The 16,341-nt window shown below is 53.1% G+C and carries 11 protein-coding genes; 1 reads left to right on the top strand and 10 read right to left on the bottom strand.

Annotated features, from left to right (window positions below):
- Positions 1 to 19 precede the first annotated feature (19 nt).
- From GBK04_RS30840 to GBK04_RS20000, 8 genes are all read right to left on the bottom strand, one after another.
- A complete protein-coding gene (locus GBK04_RS30840; RefSeq protein ID WP_373331156.1) occupies positions 20 to 1,501 on the bottom strand; it encodes a PKD domain-containing protein in 1,482 nt (493 codons plus the stop codon).
- A gap of 26 nt (positions 1,502 to 1,527) precedes the next feature.
- The gene (locus GBK04_RS30845; protein WP_373331157.1) at positions 1,528 to 2,391 is read right to left on the bottom strand and encodes a M43 family zinc metalloprotease; all 864 of its coding nucleotides are present in this window, start codon (positions 2,389 to 2,391) and stop codon (positions 1,528 to 1,530) included.
- A gap of 49 nt (positions 2,392 to 2,440) precedes the next feature.
- Positions 2,441 to 2,947, bottom strand: coding sequence for a hypothetical protein (locus GBK04_RS19975; RefSeq protein ID WP_152762728.1), 507 nt, complete (start codon positions 2,945 to 2,947; stop codon positions 2,441 to 2,443).
- Between the two features lie 43 nt (positions 2,948 to 2,990).
- Positions 2,991 to 3,821, bottom strand: a complete 831-nt coding sequence (locus tag GBK04_RS19980; protein ID WP_373331158.1) for a Calx-beta domain-containing protein — start codon at positions 3,819 to 3,821, stop codon at positions 2,991 to 2,993.
- 69 nt (positions 3,822 to 3,890) lie between these two features.
- Complete coding sequence (locus GBK04_RS19985; protein ID WP_152762730.1) at positions 3,891 to 5,327, bottom strand: RagB/SusD family nutrient uptake outer membrane protein; 1,437 nt, start codon at positions 5,325 to 5,327, stop codon at positions 3,891 to 3,893.
- 33 nt (positions 5,328 to 5,360) lie between these two features.
- Positions 5,361 to 8,393 carry a SusC/RagA family TonB-linked outer membrane protein gene (locus GBK04_RS19990; protein ID WP_152762732.1) on the bottom strand — a complete coding sequence of 1,011 codons (3,033 nt, stop codon included), beginning with the start codon at positions 8,391 to 8,393 and terminating at the stop codon, positions 5,361 to 5,363.
- Positions 8,394 to 8,694: 301 nt separating this feature from the next.
- Entirely contained in the window at positions 8,695 to 10,062 is a 1,368-nt protein-coding gene (locus GBK04_RS19995) for a RagB/SusD family nutrient uptake outer membrane protein (protein ID WP_152762734.1), read from the bottom strand.
- A gap of 112 nt (positions 10,063 to 10,174) precedes the next feature.
- Positions 10,175 to 13,222 carry a SusC/RagA family TonB-linked outer membrane protein gene (locus GBK04_RS20000; protein ID WP_152762736.1) on the bottom strand — a complete coding sequence of 1,016 codons (3,048 nt, stop codon included), beginning with the start codon at positions 13,220 to 13,222 and terminating at the stop codon, positions 10,175 to 10,177.
- A 419-nt stretch (positions 13,223 to 13,641) separates the two neighbouring features.
- Here GBK04_RS20000 and GBK04_RS20005 point away from each other — a divergent pair, with 419 nt between their 5' ends.
- Positions 13,642 to 14,175: a thioredoxin fold domain-containing protein gene (locus GBK04_RS20005; protein WP_152762738.1), complete on the top strand. Its 534-nt coding sequence runs from the start codon at positions 13,642 to 13,644 to the stop codon at positions 14,173 to 14,175.
- A 40-nt stretch (positions 14,176 to 14,215) separates the two neighbouring features.
- On the opposite strand, the gene GBK04_RS20010 is transcribed toward GBK04_RS20005, so the two are convergent.
- On the bottom strand, positions 14,216 to 14,998 hold the full coding sequence (locus GBK04_RS20010) for a glycosyltransferase family 2 protein (RefSeq protein WP_152762740.1): 783 nt from the start codon (positions 14,996 to 14,998) through the stop codon (positions 14,216 to 14,218).
- Positions 14,999 to 15,000: 2 nt separating this feature from the next.
- On the bottom strand, positions 15,001 to 16,245 hold the full coding sequence (locus tag GBK04_RS20015; protein ID WP_152762742.1) for a glycosyltransferase family 4 protein: 1,245 nt from the start codon (positions 16,243 to 16,245) through the stop codon (positions 15,001 to 15,003).
- Positions 16,246 to 16,341: the final 96 nt, after the last annotated feature.

The following is a 16,341-nucleotide window of genomic DNA, read 5'->3' on the forward strand; positions in this document are numbered from 1 at the left end:
CCTATATTTTAGGGTACCTTTAATATTTCAAGACCTTCTTTCTGACTCTAAAGTCTCCGATACCTACCTCGACCACATACAAACCTGGGGCAAAACGCTGGATGTTTACAGGCAAGCTCACTTCCTCCGCATCCTTACGGAATTGCTGCTGTTGTACTGCCACGCCATTGCTTCCGTACACCGTTACATTCACGGCTCCGCGAAGGGCATTGTCCATGCGAAGCTCAACTAGTCCACTAGTCGGATTGGGAGAGAGCTGTACGGTACGTGCCAGCAAGGCTTCCTGGGTCGGCTCATTGCCCAGCACCTGAATGTCGCGGACATAAATGGCAGCCGAAGCGGTGCTGTCGCCGCACACATCTGCCCCCGTACCCCTGACGGTGTAAGTGATCGTCTCACTGGGCCGGGCGATTACCTGGGGACCCAGCGTGGTGTTCAGGTTTGTGGTTGGCGACCAGGTGTAGATGCTAGCCCCTTTGGCTTGTAAAGTGACAGCCTCACCGGGATTGATGAATTGCGCCGAAGCCGATACCAGCACCGACGGCTTCATGCCCGGCTTGGCCGTGATATCGTGAGCGATGTTAAGGCCCGTACGACGCAGGAACAAATCCCACTCCCCGGCTTCATTCTGCTCCCAGGAGGTACCTTTCACCGATTCGCCGTTTTTAGTAGTGAAGAGCGCTACCGAATCGCCGTCATAGGTCAACTGTAAACCTATATGGTAGGGTAGACCCGAAAGTGGAATCTGCCGCTCGAAGGTGACGTCGGTTGCCCGGTTGTTGGCAATATCGCTCAGGATGCGGCGAAGCGGTATGGGTCTTTCTTCCAGAATGGCCCCCGGACCGCCCTGAAAGCCACGCGCGTTCCACACAGTGACGAGTACAACGGCTTCGGTGGTGGCTCCTCCTTTGGCAAAAGCCTTACCAAAGCGTAAGCTAGCCCCACCCAGGTTGGTGTACCCCAGGGGATTATCAAAATATTCGGAAATGGCCATCACTTTACGCCCGTTTTGTCCTGATACATAGCCAATTTTAGTCGTATCGCGAATTAATGTGCGGGTACCGTTGAAATTGGTTCTTTCGGCACACAGGCCCACATTTAGCACTTCAATATAGGCAGTTCTTTTGAGTGTGTCCGATATCCCCAGACTGTTGGCCGCCACCAGCGTAACCTGGAACTTGCCGGGGGTATTGTACGTGACTACCGGATTCTGTTCTGTAGAGTTGGCAGGGCTACCGCCTTCAAAGGTCCAGAACCACCGGTTGGGGAAATTGGTCGAAAGATCGAAGAATTTCACTTGTCCACCCAATAATATCTGCTGCGTTTCGGCCCGGAAATTGGCGCGGGGTGGCCCGGCTATCTGAGTACCGCAGAGATTGGACTGGGCCAGCGTATTACGCCGCGGGCTGATGTCCATGACCGTGCGCATCCGGGCTTTCTGACCCTTCGTAAAAATATTGAAACACGCATCGTTGCCATAATCCATGTAGTTTTCCACCATGTTCACGGACCCGCAACTGGTGCGGCCTACCTGGCAGCCGCCGCTTTCGCTGGCCTGCGGGGGGTATCATCCACGAAGTCGTTGCCGCAGTTGGCATCGCCCCATATATGCCGCAGCCCCAACCAGTGGCCCACTTCGTGGGTGAGGGTACGGCCTTGGTTATAAGGAGCCTGTAAGACGGAGAAATTACCTTTCAGGGCATTGCCGAACCCGCGGTAGGTAACCACCACCCCGTCGGTATTGCGGGGGCTATTGTCAGGGATACCTGCCAGCGTTGAAAGGCTCGGAAACTGGGCATAGCCCAGTAAACCACCTTCTGACGTGGAAAAATTGACTACCCATATATTAAAATACTTGTCCGGATCCCAGATGGTGCCGGGCTTCAGGGTGTTCTCGATATCGTTTTTTGTCCAATTGGCCTTCGCGCCGTTGACGCGGTCGATGCCCGGTTCGGCCATGGTTTGACCCTGTTGGTTGAGTCTGGCCAGGCAGAAATCAATTTCGATGTCGGCTCCCCGTGAGTCGGTATTGAAGCCTGGGGTACCGGGCTTGCGACGGAAATCCTCATTCAGGGTTTCAATTTGGGACTGTACCTGGGCTGCACTGATGTTGGTACCCTGTCCTACGCCTTCGCCATTGTGAACAATATGTACAATGATCGGAATCGTGAGGGTTTCGAGCGTGGTGCGGCTGCTTTTCTGCAATTCTTCCCGTTCGCGTATCTTGTTTTGCAAGACATTCTCAAACTGTTGCAATGAACCCAGGCCGGGGTACTTGGCTCTTAGCAGGCTATCCATCTGCATCGTAGCGCAGGGCGCCGGTTGCGCTATCGACTCAAAACCAAACAGGCAACAGATACTTAGAAGTACAAAGAGGTAATAACGCTTCATGCAAAAAGTAGGATTCAGGTAAAGGCTAACAGGATAAAACTTGGAACCTTTATTTTGTGGAGGAAGAAGACAGCGTGAACCGATAGCTGGCGTCGATTCCCTGAATATCGTCCAGATAAATTTCAATAGTCATGCTGGTTTCGCTGAGCGACTTGACAATAAAAGGGAGCTTACCTGTGCTCAATACTGGAAAGGCAAATTCCAGGGTAGCATTGGCATTGGTAAAGTTCCAGCTATCGGTGAGCAAGACGTCCGGTTCGCTGGATGAACACTTGGTGGGGCCGTTGATGAATTCGTATTTACGCTCGGCATTGGCATAAAAAACAAACTGATCGTCGGCTTCGCACGCCCCATTGAAAAGATTGTTGGCCGGAATCGTGCCGGACCCTTCTCCCTCATCAATCACTTCAAAGGAAACCAGCGACCACGTCTTCTTCTCTTTTCCAGTAAGTAACTGGGAATAGGTCAATGGGGTAGGTTCCGTCACTTCGGAGCAACCGCCGAGTAGGAAAAGGGATAAGCCAGCGGCTATCGTGTACAAGCGAAATCGTATCATGGGTCGGAAAGAGGTTAATGAGCTATACATGCCAGGGGATTTATTACCGGGGTGTGTAGGTGAGTGGCACCGTAATCACTGTATCCTTCGTTTCACTGTAAGGTACCTTTACTTTAATATTGAGTGTGATGGCTTTCGTCTGTGGATTCCACAAGCCGTTGCCCCGCAGCGTGTCGTAGGGTGCCGCCAGATCATCGCTTACCTGAGCAGGAATAGTCAGCGTGTTATCACCGTTGTCCACAAAACTAATCCTGGCTTTAGTAGCATTGAAATTAAAGAGTCCACCCACGTTCCAGTTGGCCACATTGTAGGTCTTGCAGTTCGGGTCCAGGCTACTGATCTCAATGTCCTTCACTTGCTCCACCCCGTTACTGGTTTGGCGGCTACCTGTATAAAAGCCACTCAGCAGGCAGTCGTCCTGAATGGTCAGGGTCAGGGTTTTGCCAATCACGTTGTTTTTACCAAAACCCAGCTGTAAATCCGTACTGGGTGTGACATCGGTCAGGGTGAAAACAATGCTCTGCGATTCCAGAATATTGTTCGCATTGTTAATCAGGTTCACCGTGATGTTACCGAACAGCTTGCCCGCCGGAATAACTACCACCCCTTTGGTACCTTCGATGGAATAATCGCGGCCTTCACGGGCCGTGCCTCCTACGGTATAGTTGACGGTAAGCGCCTGGTTCAGGGGTTTACCCACCACATGAACTGAAACGGTAATGGGTTGTCCGATGCTCTCCTTGTAAGTCAGGGTAGTATCGGTAAAACGGACGAATTCAGGACCTTCGAACAGAATTTTCTGTTCCTCGCAGGAAGCCAGCGCCACCAGGGCCAGTACGAAGCCGAGCGAGAGAAATTTATGCATTAGTTTCATGAGGCAAATTTCAGCAAAATTATTTCTTAAAAAGCCATCCACTATCAGCCACCAGCCAATAGCCTTTACTCAATAGCCCGGATTTTGTCCCCCGGCCAGGGCTTTATTGCGCTGAAGCTCACTTTGCGGAATGGGCCAAAGCTCAAACTTCGCGTTCCAGTTGGGTGAAAAAGCTGACATAACCGCTTGAATACGGCCAGTGCGTTTAAGGTCATACCAGCGGTGTCCTTCAAAGGAAAGCTCGTATACCCGCTCTTTCTCAATCGTCAGCAGGGCGTTTTCCTGATTGGTAATGCTGGCGGCGGGCGCTTTGGCGCGGGTACGCAGCACATTGATATCCGCTTGGGCACCGTTGACGCCCACGATCCGTCCCTGCCGGGCGCGGGCTTCGGCCCGGATGAGGTACTGCTCGGCCAAGCGGAAAATCGTAATGTTGTTGTTGGCTTCGTCGGGGGTACCGTATTTCACTACCGACCAGCCGTTGTCGTTACCTCCCTGATTCAGGGGATCGAAGGCGATGGTTTGGCTACGTTCGCCCGCATTGGTTTCCCGCATGGTCAGGATGTAGGAGTTGGCGGGAATTACTTCCCGGCGTCCCACCAGAATGTTATTCAGACCGAACGTAGAGGTACCCGGGTCATCGCTGGAATTATTGGCGTAGGCTACTTCCAGAATCGTCTCATCGTCGTACTCTTGAAAAATGACATCCGCGTAACTGGCGGGTAGGGTCTGTAGCTTGGTGTTGATAATTTCAGTGGCTGTTTTTTCGGCATTCGCCCATTCTTGCTGGTAGAGATAGTACCGGGCCAGGGCCGCCCTGACGGCATTCTGGGTAGCATAGGTTTTGGCTATGGTTTTGTTGCCATTGGTAATGGGGAGGTCGGGCAGGGCGGCCGTGTAATCGGCCAGCACCGATTGCAGGATATCGGCCCGGCTGTCTTTCGGGATGTTACGGTTGGTAGCGATATCCGTCGTGGTTACCTTGGGTATATCGCCAAAGGTATACGTGCCGATGAAATTGGCATAACCGCGCAAAAAACGTGCTTCGGCCAGGATTTGCTTACGAGCGGCTTCGGTCACACCGGGAACATCATTGATGCGTTCCTCGATAAAATTGGCGATATAGATGGTGTTATAGATACCCCCCCACAATGCTTCGGCAGCAGGGTTGGTAGCAGTAATCTGCTTGTTGCCCAACTCATTATATACGGTAAAGGTACCATTGTGTTGAATGAAGTCGGCGGTGAAAGATCCGGCAATGATCATGGGCGATCCCATACCCCGGAAGGCATTGTAGAGGCCGAGGCGAACCGGCTCTACATCCGAGGCATCGTTGAGCACCAGCTCATCTACCAGCAGGTCTACCGGTGGGGGCTCCAGAATATCCCGGCAGGCACTAAGCGAGAGCACCAGGGCCAGGAACCCTCCCAACAGGTACCCATAGGAAGGGCGGAAGGAAGTCCTGAGGGTAGGAGTGTGGTAAGAAATAAAGGCTTTGCGTTTCATAAGATTTGCGTTCCAGTCGGTACTTCTAGTAGGTTAAAACTTTACGGTGACTCCCAGGATCATGGTTTTTACCTGGGGGAGGGTGAAAAAGTCGATACCCTGGGCGGTGGTTGAGCCATCCAGCGTGCTTACTTCAGGGTCTGGCCCGGAGTAAGCGGTAAGAGTCCAGAGATTGGTGCCCGACGCGAACACCCGGACGCTGCTCAGTTTGGCCTTGGCTGCCCAGCGGACGGGCAGGTTGTAGCCGAACGACAGATTTTTCAGCCGCAGGTAGGAGCCGTCTTCCAGGAAGCGGCTGCTGAGGTAGTTATTATAGGTATCCCCGGACACGTAGCGGGGTACATCGGTGATATCGCCTTCCTGCTTCCAGCGCCGCAGGGCAATGGTGCTTTGGTTAGTCTGAAGATCGGCTCCCGTGTTAACCAGAGCCGTATTGGTAAAATTCAGGATTTTGTTACCATACATGAACTGGAAGAACACACTCAAATCAAAACCTTTGAAAGAGACTTTGTTGGTCAACCCGCCGAACAGCTTGGGTTGGGCATTGCCGATCACCTGCCCGTCTTCCGGTGAGATGCGGCCATCGCCATTGACGTCCTCGTAAATGGCATCACCCGTAGCGGGATCGACACCCAGGAATTTCAAACCCCAAAAAGTACCCAGAGGGGAGCCCTGCAGTACGGCATTGGTACCGCCCACGCCGTTGCCCGTATAACCCCGGAAAAGTGTGTCCTGGTTGGCCAGGGACTGCACATTGTTGATATTGCGGGTCAGGTTCAGATCCGTGTTCCAGCGTACGGCACCATCCACATTGACCGAAGAAAGAGTCAGTTCCAGCCCTTTATTTGAGATTTTACCGATGTTGCCCTGGATACTGCCAAAGCCGGTCGTCAGGGGGATGGGCTCGGCAAAAAGCAGGTTGTCCGTCAAATTGCTGTAGGCATCGGCCGTCACCGTGAAACGTCCGTCCCAGAAAGCGGCATCGATACCGATGTTGGCCTCACGCGTGCGCTCCCACTGTAGGTTGGGATTGCTCAGGTTGGCTGGCCCCACGCCCGTAGCTCCGTTGTAGGTGGCGCTGGCCCAGGTACCCAGGAATTGGTAGTTACCGATGCGCTCGTTGCCCGTAAAGCCAAAGCTACCCCGCAATTTAAGATCACTGATAAAGGGTACCGTTTCCATGAATTTCTCCTGCGAAATCCGCCAGCCCGCCGACACCGAAGGGAAAAGCCCGAAACGGCGGTTCTGGCCAAAGCGTGAAGAACCGTCGTAACGCGAGGTAATGCCCAGCAGGAACCTGTCGTCAAAGTCGTACTTAATTTCGCCAAAAAAGGACAAAAGCCCGTTCTGATCATAAAATGATCCCCCTGCATCGACCGTGCCGGCCGAGTTGATGTACGTAAAGTCGTCGCTGGGAAAGAGTCGGCCCGATACACTGGAAGAACGTGCCTGGGTATGGATGATTTCGTTCCCCACCAGCGCGTTGAAATGGTGTCTGTCGTTCAGCGAGAGGTAGTAGGTCAGTACGTTGGAATTGATCAGGGTAAATACCGTATTGGTGATGTACACGCCATAGCCCTTGCCACCTACACTTTGCAGATAGCCCCCAATGGCCGTACCCGACGATTCATACTGATCTTCCTCGGCGTTGTTGTAGTCCATACTGAACTTGGTCCGAAAGCGCAGGTTTTTCATGATTTCATAATCCGCGTTCACGCCCGTAAGGATTTTCAGGCCGTAGGTCGTGAATCGGGGCAAGACGGCCTGCGCGACGGGGTTGAAGTTGGGAAATCCTGCATAGCCCACGCTATTGGGGCCATATAGTTGGCCTTGTTCATTAAAGGGCGCGTAGAAAGGTAGGCTCTTGATGGCACCTGAGTAGACACCATCCAGGAAGTTATCACCCTTGACGCGGTCGTTCTTGCTGAGGGAGAGATTAATATTAGCTCCCAGATTGAGTTTGCTGGTGGCTTTATGGTCCAGGTTTAGGGCTCCGCTGTACCGGGTGAAGCGGTTGTTGAGCTGCACGCCTTCTTCGTCACGTACGTTGCCGCTCATGTAAAAACGCGTCCGGTCGTTGCCGCCCGCCGCCGAGATCTGATACTGTTGCAAAACCCCCTGGCGCAGGATGGCATCAATCCAGTTGGTATTCACACCATCGGTTACGCCAGGAATAAGCCCCTGCTTGTCGGGATCTTGCCCGGCGTTGGTAACGGCCTCCCGCTGCAATTCCAGGAGTTGGGTGGCATTGAGCAAGCTGGGACGCTTAATAATTTCGGTGATGCCCCGCTGTACGTCGGCCGTAATGGTGGTTTTGTTGTTACGCCCTCGCTTGGTGGTGATAATCACTACGCCGTTGGCACCGCGCGAACCGTAAATGGCCTTGGCCGAGGCATCTTTTAACACATCGATGGACTCGATGTCGTTGGGGTTAATAATAGCCAATGCATTGTCTGACTGGCCCCCAAAGTCACGGCCCGAAACCGCACCCGTATAGACGGGTACCCCGTCGACAATGAAAAGAGGCCGGTTGGAAGCCGAAATGGATGTATTACCCCGGATCCGGATGGAAATACCACCACCGGGGGTACCCGACGACTGCGACACCTGCACCCCGGCGGCCTGTCCCTGTAGCGCCTGATCGACTCCCACGACGGGAATATCCTTGAATTTTTCGCTTTTTAGGGATGTAATGGAACCAATCACGTCCTTCCGCTGGGTCTGGTTGTAGCCGGTTACCACCACCTGGTTCAGTTCAGTGGCACTTTCAGCCATTTCCACGTTCACGACTGAACGGCCGGCGCTTACGGTGATGTCTTGGGGTTCAAGACCGATGAAGGAAAAAGTAAGTGTGACCGTTCCCGAAGGTACCCCGAGACTGTACTGCCCCTCGGCGTCGGTACTGGTACCAATGGTGCTGCCTTTGACCACCACATTGACTCCCGGTAGCGCCGAACCTTCGCCTACCGATGTGACCTTACCCGTAATGGTCCGCTGTGCCATTGCGCTATTGACGATTCCCGCCAGGAAAAGGCACAGTATAAAAAAACGACCGAAATTATTCATTTGACGAAAAGTAGAAAGAGTAGGCGATAGTTATATGGTTTTGATAAGCAGGTCTTCGGTAAATTCATAGATACGCAAAATAGACCCTTTTATGTTGCGGACAAAAGAATTTTTCAGGGTTAAGAAGGGGATCGGCTAAATTAACGGTGGAAGCGGGGATTTATTGAAATAATCGACTACATAATCGACGTTTTGGCAATAATGGTCGATATAAAAAAGCACCACGCGGCTGACGTGGTGCTTTTTGTAGCCGGTTAGACTGGGGTCATAGTAAATTCGTTTGTTTTCACACTAGTCCCGGTCAATAGCCGGCATTCTGAGTAAGGTTGCCGTTGGCGTCGATCTCGCGGCGCGGCACCGGGTACACCAGCTTGGGCGAATCGAATGCCAGCGCACCGACGCTGCCCTTGGTGCGCTTGATGTCATGAATCAGGTGCCCTTCAAAAGCCAGTTCCAGGTGGCGTTCCTTCAAAATGGCGGGCAGCGTCAGCGAAGCCACTGGAATAGGAGCCAACCCCGCCCGCGTCCGGATCAGATTCAGGTCGGTCGCTGGAGCGGCCCCAATGCTGGAATTGTTACGAAAATTAGCCTCCGCCCGGGTCAGGTACATTTCGGCCAGGCGCAAAATCTTGACATTGCCGTACTGGTTGATCCATTTGGCGGTGTAGATACCACCATTTTCGGCCTGATAGAATAGCTCGGCGCGGTTGTCTCCCTCCTCGTACAGGGCCAAATGGGCGTCTTCGATCAGGATATCGCCCCGACCGCCGTATTCCGCCGCTCCATAAAACGTATTGGCAGAATTGACGCCATCCTGGGAGGTAACCTGAATGGCAAAAATATCCTCGGCGGTATTGGTACCGTTCTGATTGACCCGCAAGTCGAACACCTCATCGGTGCTTACCAAAGCATACCGGCCCGACTCAATGACGCGGGTGGCCGCGTTAGCCGCCTCAGGGTATTTTTGCTGCATCAGGTACACCCGCGACAGCATGGCCGCCGCGGCCCCTTTGGTGGCAAAAAAACCGTTGGTGGCGGGTAGTTTGGTTTCGGCGTCGGTCAGGTCAGTGACCACCTGCGCGTACACTTCGGCCACTGTGTTGCGGCTTACCTTGGCCTCCTCGGTGATTTCGGTCGTAGGGGCCAGCACCAGTGGTACGCCTGGGTTGGCCGAGGGGGTACCATCGGTCCAGGCTTTGGCGTACATACGCACCAATTCAAAGTACAGGGTACCCCGAATGAATTTGGCTTCACCCTCCACGCGGTCGCGGTTAGCGTCGGTCACTACGTCGAGATTAGCCAGTACATTGTTGACGATGTTGATGGCGCGGTAGGAGTCCAGCCAGGTTACTTCGGCCTGGCTGTTATTGACCAGCAGGCTCTTACGGAAGATTTCGTCGGGAGCCACGAAGGTACCATCGAAGAATATCTCGCCGTCGTCGCCCAGCAGGTCGGCGTCGCGCAGCAGATTGCCGCCGTATACGTCGGCGTCACCCAGGGCATCATAGGCTCCCACCAGCAAGGCTTCCACATCACCGGAGGTAGCCACCGCGGCACCCGCATCGATGGTATTGACAGGTTTTACATCGAGTTGCCCCGCACAGCCACTCAGCAGCAACAGACCGCCCGAAAATGCGTAGGGAAGTATATTTTTAAATAGAGGATTCATAAGTCGTTTTTAGCTATGAGATAGTAGATATGAATTATGCGATGGAGTAGTGGAAAGTATCTTCTTAGGATGCAGAAAAACAATCCACTGTCAACCGTCAATTTCCCTTGATTTAAAAGCCCAGGTTGAGACCTACGATGATCGTTTTGGCCTGGGGGGCGGAGTAAAAATCATTACCCAAACCAATGTTACCCGCCAGGTAGTCAGCATTGACTTCCGGGTCCCAGCCCGTGTACTTGGTGAAAGTCAGCAGGTTCTGTCCCGTGACGTACAGCCGTACCCGATCCAGTTTGGCACGGCTGGTCAGCGAAACCGGTAGAGTATATGACAGCGTGGCGTTCTTTAGGCGCAGGTAATCGCCTTTCTGCAAATAACGCGATGATTCCGCCGTTCCATTAGCTCCGAAAAGCCGGGCCTGGGGTACGTTGGTGATGTCGCCGGGTTTCTGCCAGCGGTCCAGCTGATCCACGGTTTGGTTATCGAAGAAGTCGCCATTAGCGGATTGGAACTTGCCACCACCATTATAAATGTCGTTACCGGCTTGTCCCTGGAACAATATGTTGAATTCGAGGCCCTTGTAGGAGAAGTTGTTGCTAATCCCGCCCACCAGCTTGGGATTTGGGTTTCCGATCACGACGCGCTGGGCCTCGTTGGGATTATTGGTGGTGTTGCGGTCCAGCGAACCATCAGGACGCTCCGAATTGACATAGTACAGCGCGTCACCGTTGGCGGGATCCACCCCGGCGTACTCGATGGAATAGAATGAACCGATGGGCTGGCCTTCGACTGCGCGGTTGATGTAGCCGCCTTCGATCACCTGGCCGTCCAGGTTCAGGATTTTGTTGCGATTGGCCGCCAGGTTGAGCGAGGTACTCCACTTGAAAGCGCCCGTGGTGTTGTCCGAACGCAGGACAAACTCCCAGCCTTTGTTTTCAAGATCACCGATGTTGCGCAGCTGCGAACGGAAGCCGGAGGTACCCGGTACGTTGATGTTCAGCAGCAGGTCATGGGTGTTTTTGACGTAATAATCCACCTCGCCCGACAAGCGGCCTGCGAAGAACCCGAACTCAAGTCCTATATCGGCCTGAGTGGTTTGTTCCCAGCGCAGGTCGGGATTCTCGATTTGCTCGGGCCTCTGTCCGGGTACCCCTGCATACCCGGCGTCGCCGCGGTACAGTCCGTATGAATCAAAGTTGCCAATCTCGGCGTTGCCTGTCAGGCCGTAACTTGCGCGTAGCTTAAGCAGACTGAGCGACGGAATATCCTGCAAGAACGTCTCATCGGAAATGACCCAGCCCACCGAAGCTGCCGGAAAAAAGCCGTAGCGATTATTAGCCCCGAAACGCGAAGAACCGTCTACCCGGCCACTCAACGACAGGAGGTACTTGTTAAGAAAGCGGTAGTTGGCGCGGCCAAAGTAGGACAAAAAGCTAAAATTACTGCCCGAAGAGCTACCCGCCGTAATGTTGGCTGCCGAGATGACTTTCCGATAGGCATTGGAGGGGAATTCCTGTCCCGTCACCGAATTGTAGGAAGCCTCCGACTTCTGAAAGGTCATCCCCACAATCAAGTCCACGTCATGCTTGTCGGCGAAAGTCTCTCCCAGCGTAAAAAAATTGTTGGTGGTATAGTTCGTGATTTGCGCCCATGAACTGAATCCTTGTCCGTTGGGAGCGCCCGTATTGCGTGAGGTTTCCTTGCCGAAGTACTGATCCTCGTTCAGATTGTAAATGTCGGTTCCCAGCTCACTGCGGAATTTGAGCCAATTGGTGAATTTATACTCCGCAAAAATATTGCCGATGATACGGTAGGAAGTAGACACATTGGAAGAAAAATCCCGGTTGAGCAGTGGGTTGTAGTAAAGGGTGTAGTTGCCGCTCAGTTCGTTGGTACGAGGATCGATCACCGGGGTGATGGGCGGTAGGGCGATGATTTGAAGGGGCGTCGAAAAAGCGTTATCGTTCGACAGACGACCGTTGACCGTACGCGCCAGATTCACATTGACGCCCAACGTCAGCCTGTCGGTCGCCTTGTGGTCGAGGTTGACGCGGCCGCTGAGGCGTTTGAAGGAGTTTTTGATCAAAATTCCTTTCTGGTCGAGGTACTGTGCCGACACAAAGAACCGCGTTTTGGCGTCGCCGCCGCTGGCACTGATGTCAAACTGACCCATGGGCGCTTTCTGAAAAGCTTCGGCCTGCCAATCCGTATCGAATTTGCCGGTTTGCCAGCCCGCCCGATCGCCCGCTGCATAACGGTCGAAGCGGCTGTAGGTGCTTCCCGTCAGGTAGGAAGCAGGTAGGTTGCCCGCATCGATTTCGTTCTGAACGGCTTCCGAGAACAATTCTACGTACTGTGCAGTATTGAGCCAGTCGCGCAGGTGGGTAGGTTTGCTGCTTCCCATCTGGTAGCCCACGCTGAATTTCGTTTTACCGGATTTTCCTTTTTTCGTCGTAATCAGCACCACACCATTGGATGCCCGGGCCCCATAGATAGCCGCTGCCGAAGCATCTTTCAGAATGTCGATGGACTCGATGTCATTGAAGTTGATGTCCGCAAGGGGATTCTGGGGAGCAGAGCTGGTACCCTGGTCCTTCGTGGTCAATGGAATACCGTCCAATACGTACAGCGGTTCGTTGCTGGCCGTCACCGACGATGAGCCCCGGATGCGCATTTGTATACCCTGGCCGAGTTTGCCATTGAGTGAAGTGATCTGTACGCCGGCAGCGCGGCCTTGCAGGGCCTGCTCGAAAGTGGTCACAGGCGTGTTGGCGATTTCAGCGCCGCTCACCTTGGCAATGTTACCCGTAAGGTTACGCTTGGATTGGGTACCATAGCCCGTTACCACTACCTCGCTCAACGAACGGGTGTCTGCCGAGAGCTGCACGTCGATCTGACTGCGGTTGCCCACGGATATTTCCTGCGGAACCAGGCCTACGAAGCTGAATATCAACACCGCGTTTGGAGAGGTACTGATCGAGTAATTGCCTGACGCGTCGCTCTGAGTGCCGCGCTGGGTACCCTGCACCTGCACACTTACGCCGGGCAGCACCGAGTTATCTTCAGCGGCTGTCACCTTGCCCGTGACGGTAATTTCCTGCGCCACCACTGCCGATAGGGAAAGCAGGGAGCAGAAGAGAAAGAGTAAAGTTGTTTTTTTCATAAATGGTTACTGAATTTAGATACTGATTTGTAATAAACAATTAAAAATTAGATCGTTATATTCAACTTACTTTTGTAATTTATGGGCAGTCCTTGAAGCACAACGCCTTAGTCAGCTTGACCCCCAAACGCAATCCTCAATTTAAAAGAAACCAATTTTCTGAAAAACAGGGTTAGAAACAAGACCTATTATTTGAAAAGCCTTACCGGCTATGTGGAAGTCGGTAATTATTATTCAGATTTAATTACGGCGTTCAATTAAATAGTAGATTAATTCAAAAATTGGTATCTAATAAAGAATAGGATCGTGAAATAAGAGGTAAAACACTCGAATTCCAACAAAAGTTTTATTTAATTGGAGGTTCGCCCAATAGTATTCTGTAATTTTTGTAATTCTTAGTCTATTTAGATTTTTGTATTTTGAAATTCCTGCTTATTTTTTTTCTGAGTGTTTTTTCCGGCGGTCCTGCCGACTTGTACTATTCTGATCCGAAGGCAGCCGGCCCGGTACTCGAAAATCAGTACACTGTCTGGGTTTTCCTCGATCCCGAATGCCCCATTTGTCAGTCCTACACCCGTACCTTGCGGACACTGCACGCGCAATATGCTTCCGAGGAGGTAGTTTTCCGGGGAATATATGATTCGCCGGTCATAAAAAAGCGCGAAATCAAACGCTTCCACCAGGCTTACGACCTGCCTTTTGCGGGAGAAATCGACCACGATTACGCGCTGGCCAAGCGCTGGGGGGCTACGGTTACGCCCGAAGTGGTGGTGACAGACGCCCGCGGGGAGGTACTATACCGGGGAGCCATCGACAATTGGTACTATGCCCTGGGCAAAAACCGCCCGGAACCCACCGAACACTATTTACAGGATGCCCTGGTGGCGATCAAGGGAAGGTACCCTATTTTGAAAAAACAGACCGAAGCCGTGGGATGCCTGATGAATCGTTAATTCTTTAAATAGTGAATGAGTGAATAGATCAAACATTCTATCACGTATTCACTCGTGATTTTTTCTTCGTTGCGACAAATCGCACCCCCCGCCACCCGATGCGGGCGTGGTTCCACAGTGTAGGCAGCAAGCCGAAATGCTTGCGGAGTACCTTGAATCGATCCAAAAGGGAACGTCGATGCTGCTGGGTGGAGAGGCCTCCCACCAGGTACCGGCACAGTATAAAGGGTAGGTACTCCGTTTTTTTTGACCTTTTGAGGCATTCGATTTCCCAGTCAATGTCGGCGCTCAGGTTGGTAATGTCGTAGGGCGGGGCGATTTCCCGCCGCACGATGAATGCCTGATGGGATATTTTCATTCCCAGGGCAAAATCACGCCAATGTATTTTTTTCGGGAGGCTATGGGGCGTAACCTCACTACGCAGGCCGACGGACTCGCCGTTTTTTCCAACAAATAGTGCGTCGCTGTAATACACATCGGCCTGGCTTTCGAAAGCGTGGAAAAGTCGCGATAGTACCTGGCCGTCGTGTATTTCATCGCCCGCATTCAGAAACCACACGTACTCACCGGTAGCCAGGCTCAGGCCTTTGTTCATAGCGTCGTACAGCCCGTGGTCGGGTTCCGACATGATGCGGCTAAGGATAAGACTGTATCGTTCGGCGATTTGGAGGGTGGCATCTGTGGAGGCCCCGTCTACTAAAATATACTCGATGCTATCGGCTACACCGGGTACCAGCCGGGCCGCGGTGGCAACGCTTTGGAGCGTTCTTCCCAGATATTTTTCGGCATTATAGGTAATCGTGATGATCGTAAGCTGAGGCATGGTCAAAGCAGGGACTGGTATAACTCGTTGTATTGGCGGGCCACTACCTGTTCGGTATAGGTACTGAGCACTTTCTGACGCGCTTGGTTCGAAACCGCTCCCTCCCGGTCGTTATCGAGTACCCACGCAATGCCCTGCGCCAGCGACTCCGCCGAACGGTATTTGGCTACGAAACCATTGGTGCGGTGGTCGATCATGTCGGGGATGCCGCCGATTTCGAAGCCCACCACGGGGGTACCACAAGCCATGGCTTCCAGGATAGTATTGGGCAGGTTGTCTTCCAGAGAAGGTACCACCATCACATCGGCGGCAGCGTAGGCCCCGGCGATCTGCGACAGATCCGAAAGCTTGCCTAAATCGTGAATGGGCAGGTTAAGGTCAAGGTAGGCCCCGGGGGTCGACTTGCCAAAAACCAATATTTCCGTGCTCGCCTGGGGTACCTTCAACTGGTTCACTGCTTCCTTGAAATACGGGTACCCTTTCCGGTAGTCCTGGGTATTGGCTCCGGTAAAAAGAATAAGCCGTTTGTCGGTTGGTAGGCCCATTTTCTGGCGCAGGTCGGTTTTGGGCAAAGGCGCAAACTGCGTGGTATCGATGGGGTTGGGTATGCGGTGGCAGGCAAAACGAGAGGTCAGCGCGGCTTGTTGGGTAAGCCCGGCCAGCCATTGGCTAGGCGAAACAAAGGTGACGGAGGTACGCTCAAAGAGACTCTTTTTTTGTTCAAATATCTCAAATGAAAGATCGTAGGTACCGGGCCGGGCCAGGTAGGGACAATGGCCACAGTGCGAGCGGAAATGCTCGCATCCCCGGCTGTAATGGCAGCCGCCCGTGAAGGCCCACATGTCGTGCATTGTCCAGACGATGGGTTTGCCCAGCGCGAACAGCCGTTCCAGACCCGCCAGCGACAGAAAACCGAAATTGATCCAGTGCAGGTTGATGACGTCGGCCTGCTGCACCATCGGGTGCTTTTCAAGGGGTACCCCAACGGCTGCCGGTGAAAAAGCAAAGCGCACACTTTTGTCTTTTTCATAAGGCAAAAAGGCGAGCCGCTCGGCCGCAAACCGGGCCCAGAACACTTTTTGCTCCCAGTCGGAAGTGGCCCAGGCGGTCACGCCGGGGCCGGGTTTTTGCGCGCGGTGTACCAGCAGATGCGAGTCGACATGGTGGTTGCGCAGGGCCTGATTGAGGCGCGAAGCGGCCACGGCGGCCCCGCCTTCCCACTGAAATGTGCTGAGGTGGAGAATCATGCCGCAAGATACTTAGTTCAAAATTCTTTGGTCCGGATTCGGTGCATTTTGTTCTTTTTCTACCTATCTAAAGCCCGATTCAATTTTTGGAAATGA

It is taken from the genome of Salmonirosea aquatica (assembly GCF_009296315.1).
Taxonomy (GTDB): domain Bacteria; phylum Bacteroidota; class Bacteroidia; order Cytophagales; family Spirosomataceae; genus Salmonirosea; species Salmonirosea aquatica.

Bases quoted from the DNA above. Each gene is read 5' to 3' on its own strand.
- GBK04_RS19985 (WP_152762730.1), bottom strand. From the start codon at position 5,327: ATGAAACGCAAAGCCTTTATTTCTTACCACACTCCTACCCTCAGGACT.
- GBK04_RS19990 (WP_152762732.1), bottom strand. From the start codon at position 8,393: ATGAATAATTTCGGTCGTTTTTTTATACTGTGCCTTTTCCTGGCGGGA.
- GBK04_RS20010 (WP_152762740.1), bottom strand. From the start codon at position 14,998: ATGCCTCAGCTTACGATCATCACGATTACCTATAATGCCGAAAAATAT.
- GBK04_RS19975 (WP_152762728.1), bottom strand. From the start codon at position 2,947: ATGATACGATTTCGCTTGTACACGATAGCCGCTGGCTTATCCCTTTTC.
- GBK04_RS30845 (WP_373331157.1), bottom strand. From the start codon at position 2,391: ATGAAGCGTTATTACCTCTTTGTACTTCTAAGTATCTGTTGCCTGTTT.
- GBK04_RS30840 (WP_373331156.1), bottom strand. From the start codon at position 1,501: ATGGTGGAAAACTACATGGATTATGGCAACGATGCGTGTTTCAATATT.
- GBK04_RS20000 (WP_152762736.1), bottom strand. From the start codon at position 13,222: ATGAAAAAAACAACTTTACTCTTTCTCTTCTGCTCCCTGCTTTCCCTA.
- GBK04_RS19995 (WP_152762734.1), bottom strand. From the start codon at position 10,062: ATGAATCCTCTATTTAAAAATATACTTCCCTACGCATTTTCGGGCGGT.
- GBK04_RS19980 (WP_373331158.1), bottom strand. From the start codon at position 3,821: ATGAAACTAATGCATAAATTTCTCTCGCTCGGCTTCGTACTGGCCCTG.
- GBK04_RS20015 (WP_152762742.1), bottom strand. From the start codon at position 16,245: ATGATTCTCCACCTCAGCACATTTCAGTGGGAAGGCGGGGCCGCCGTG.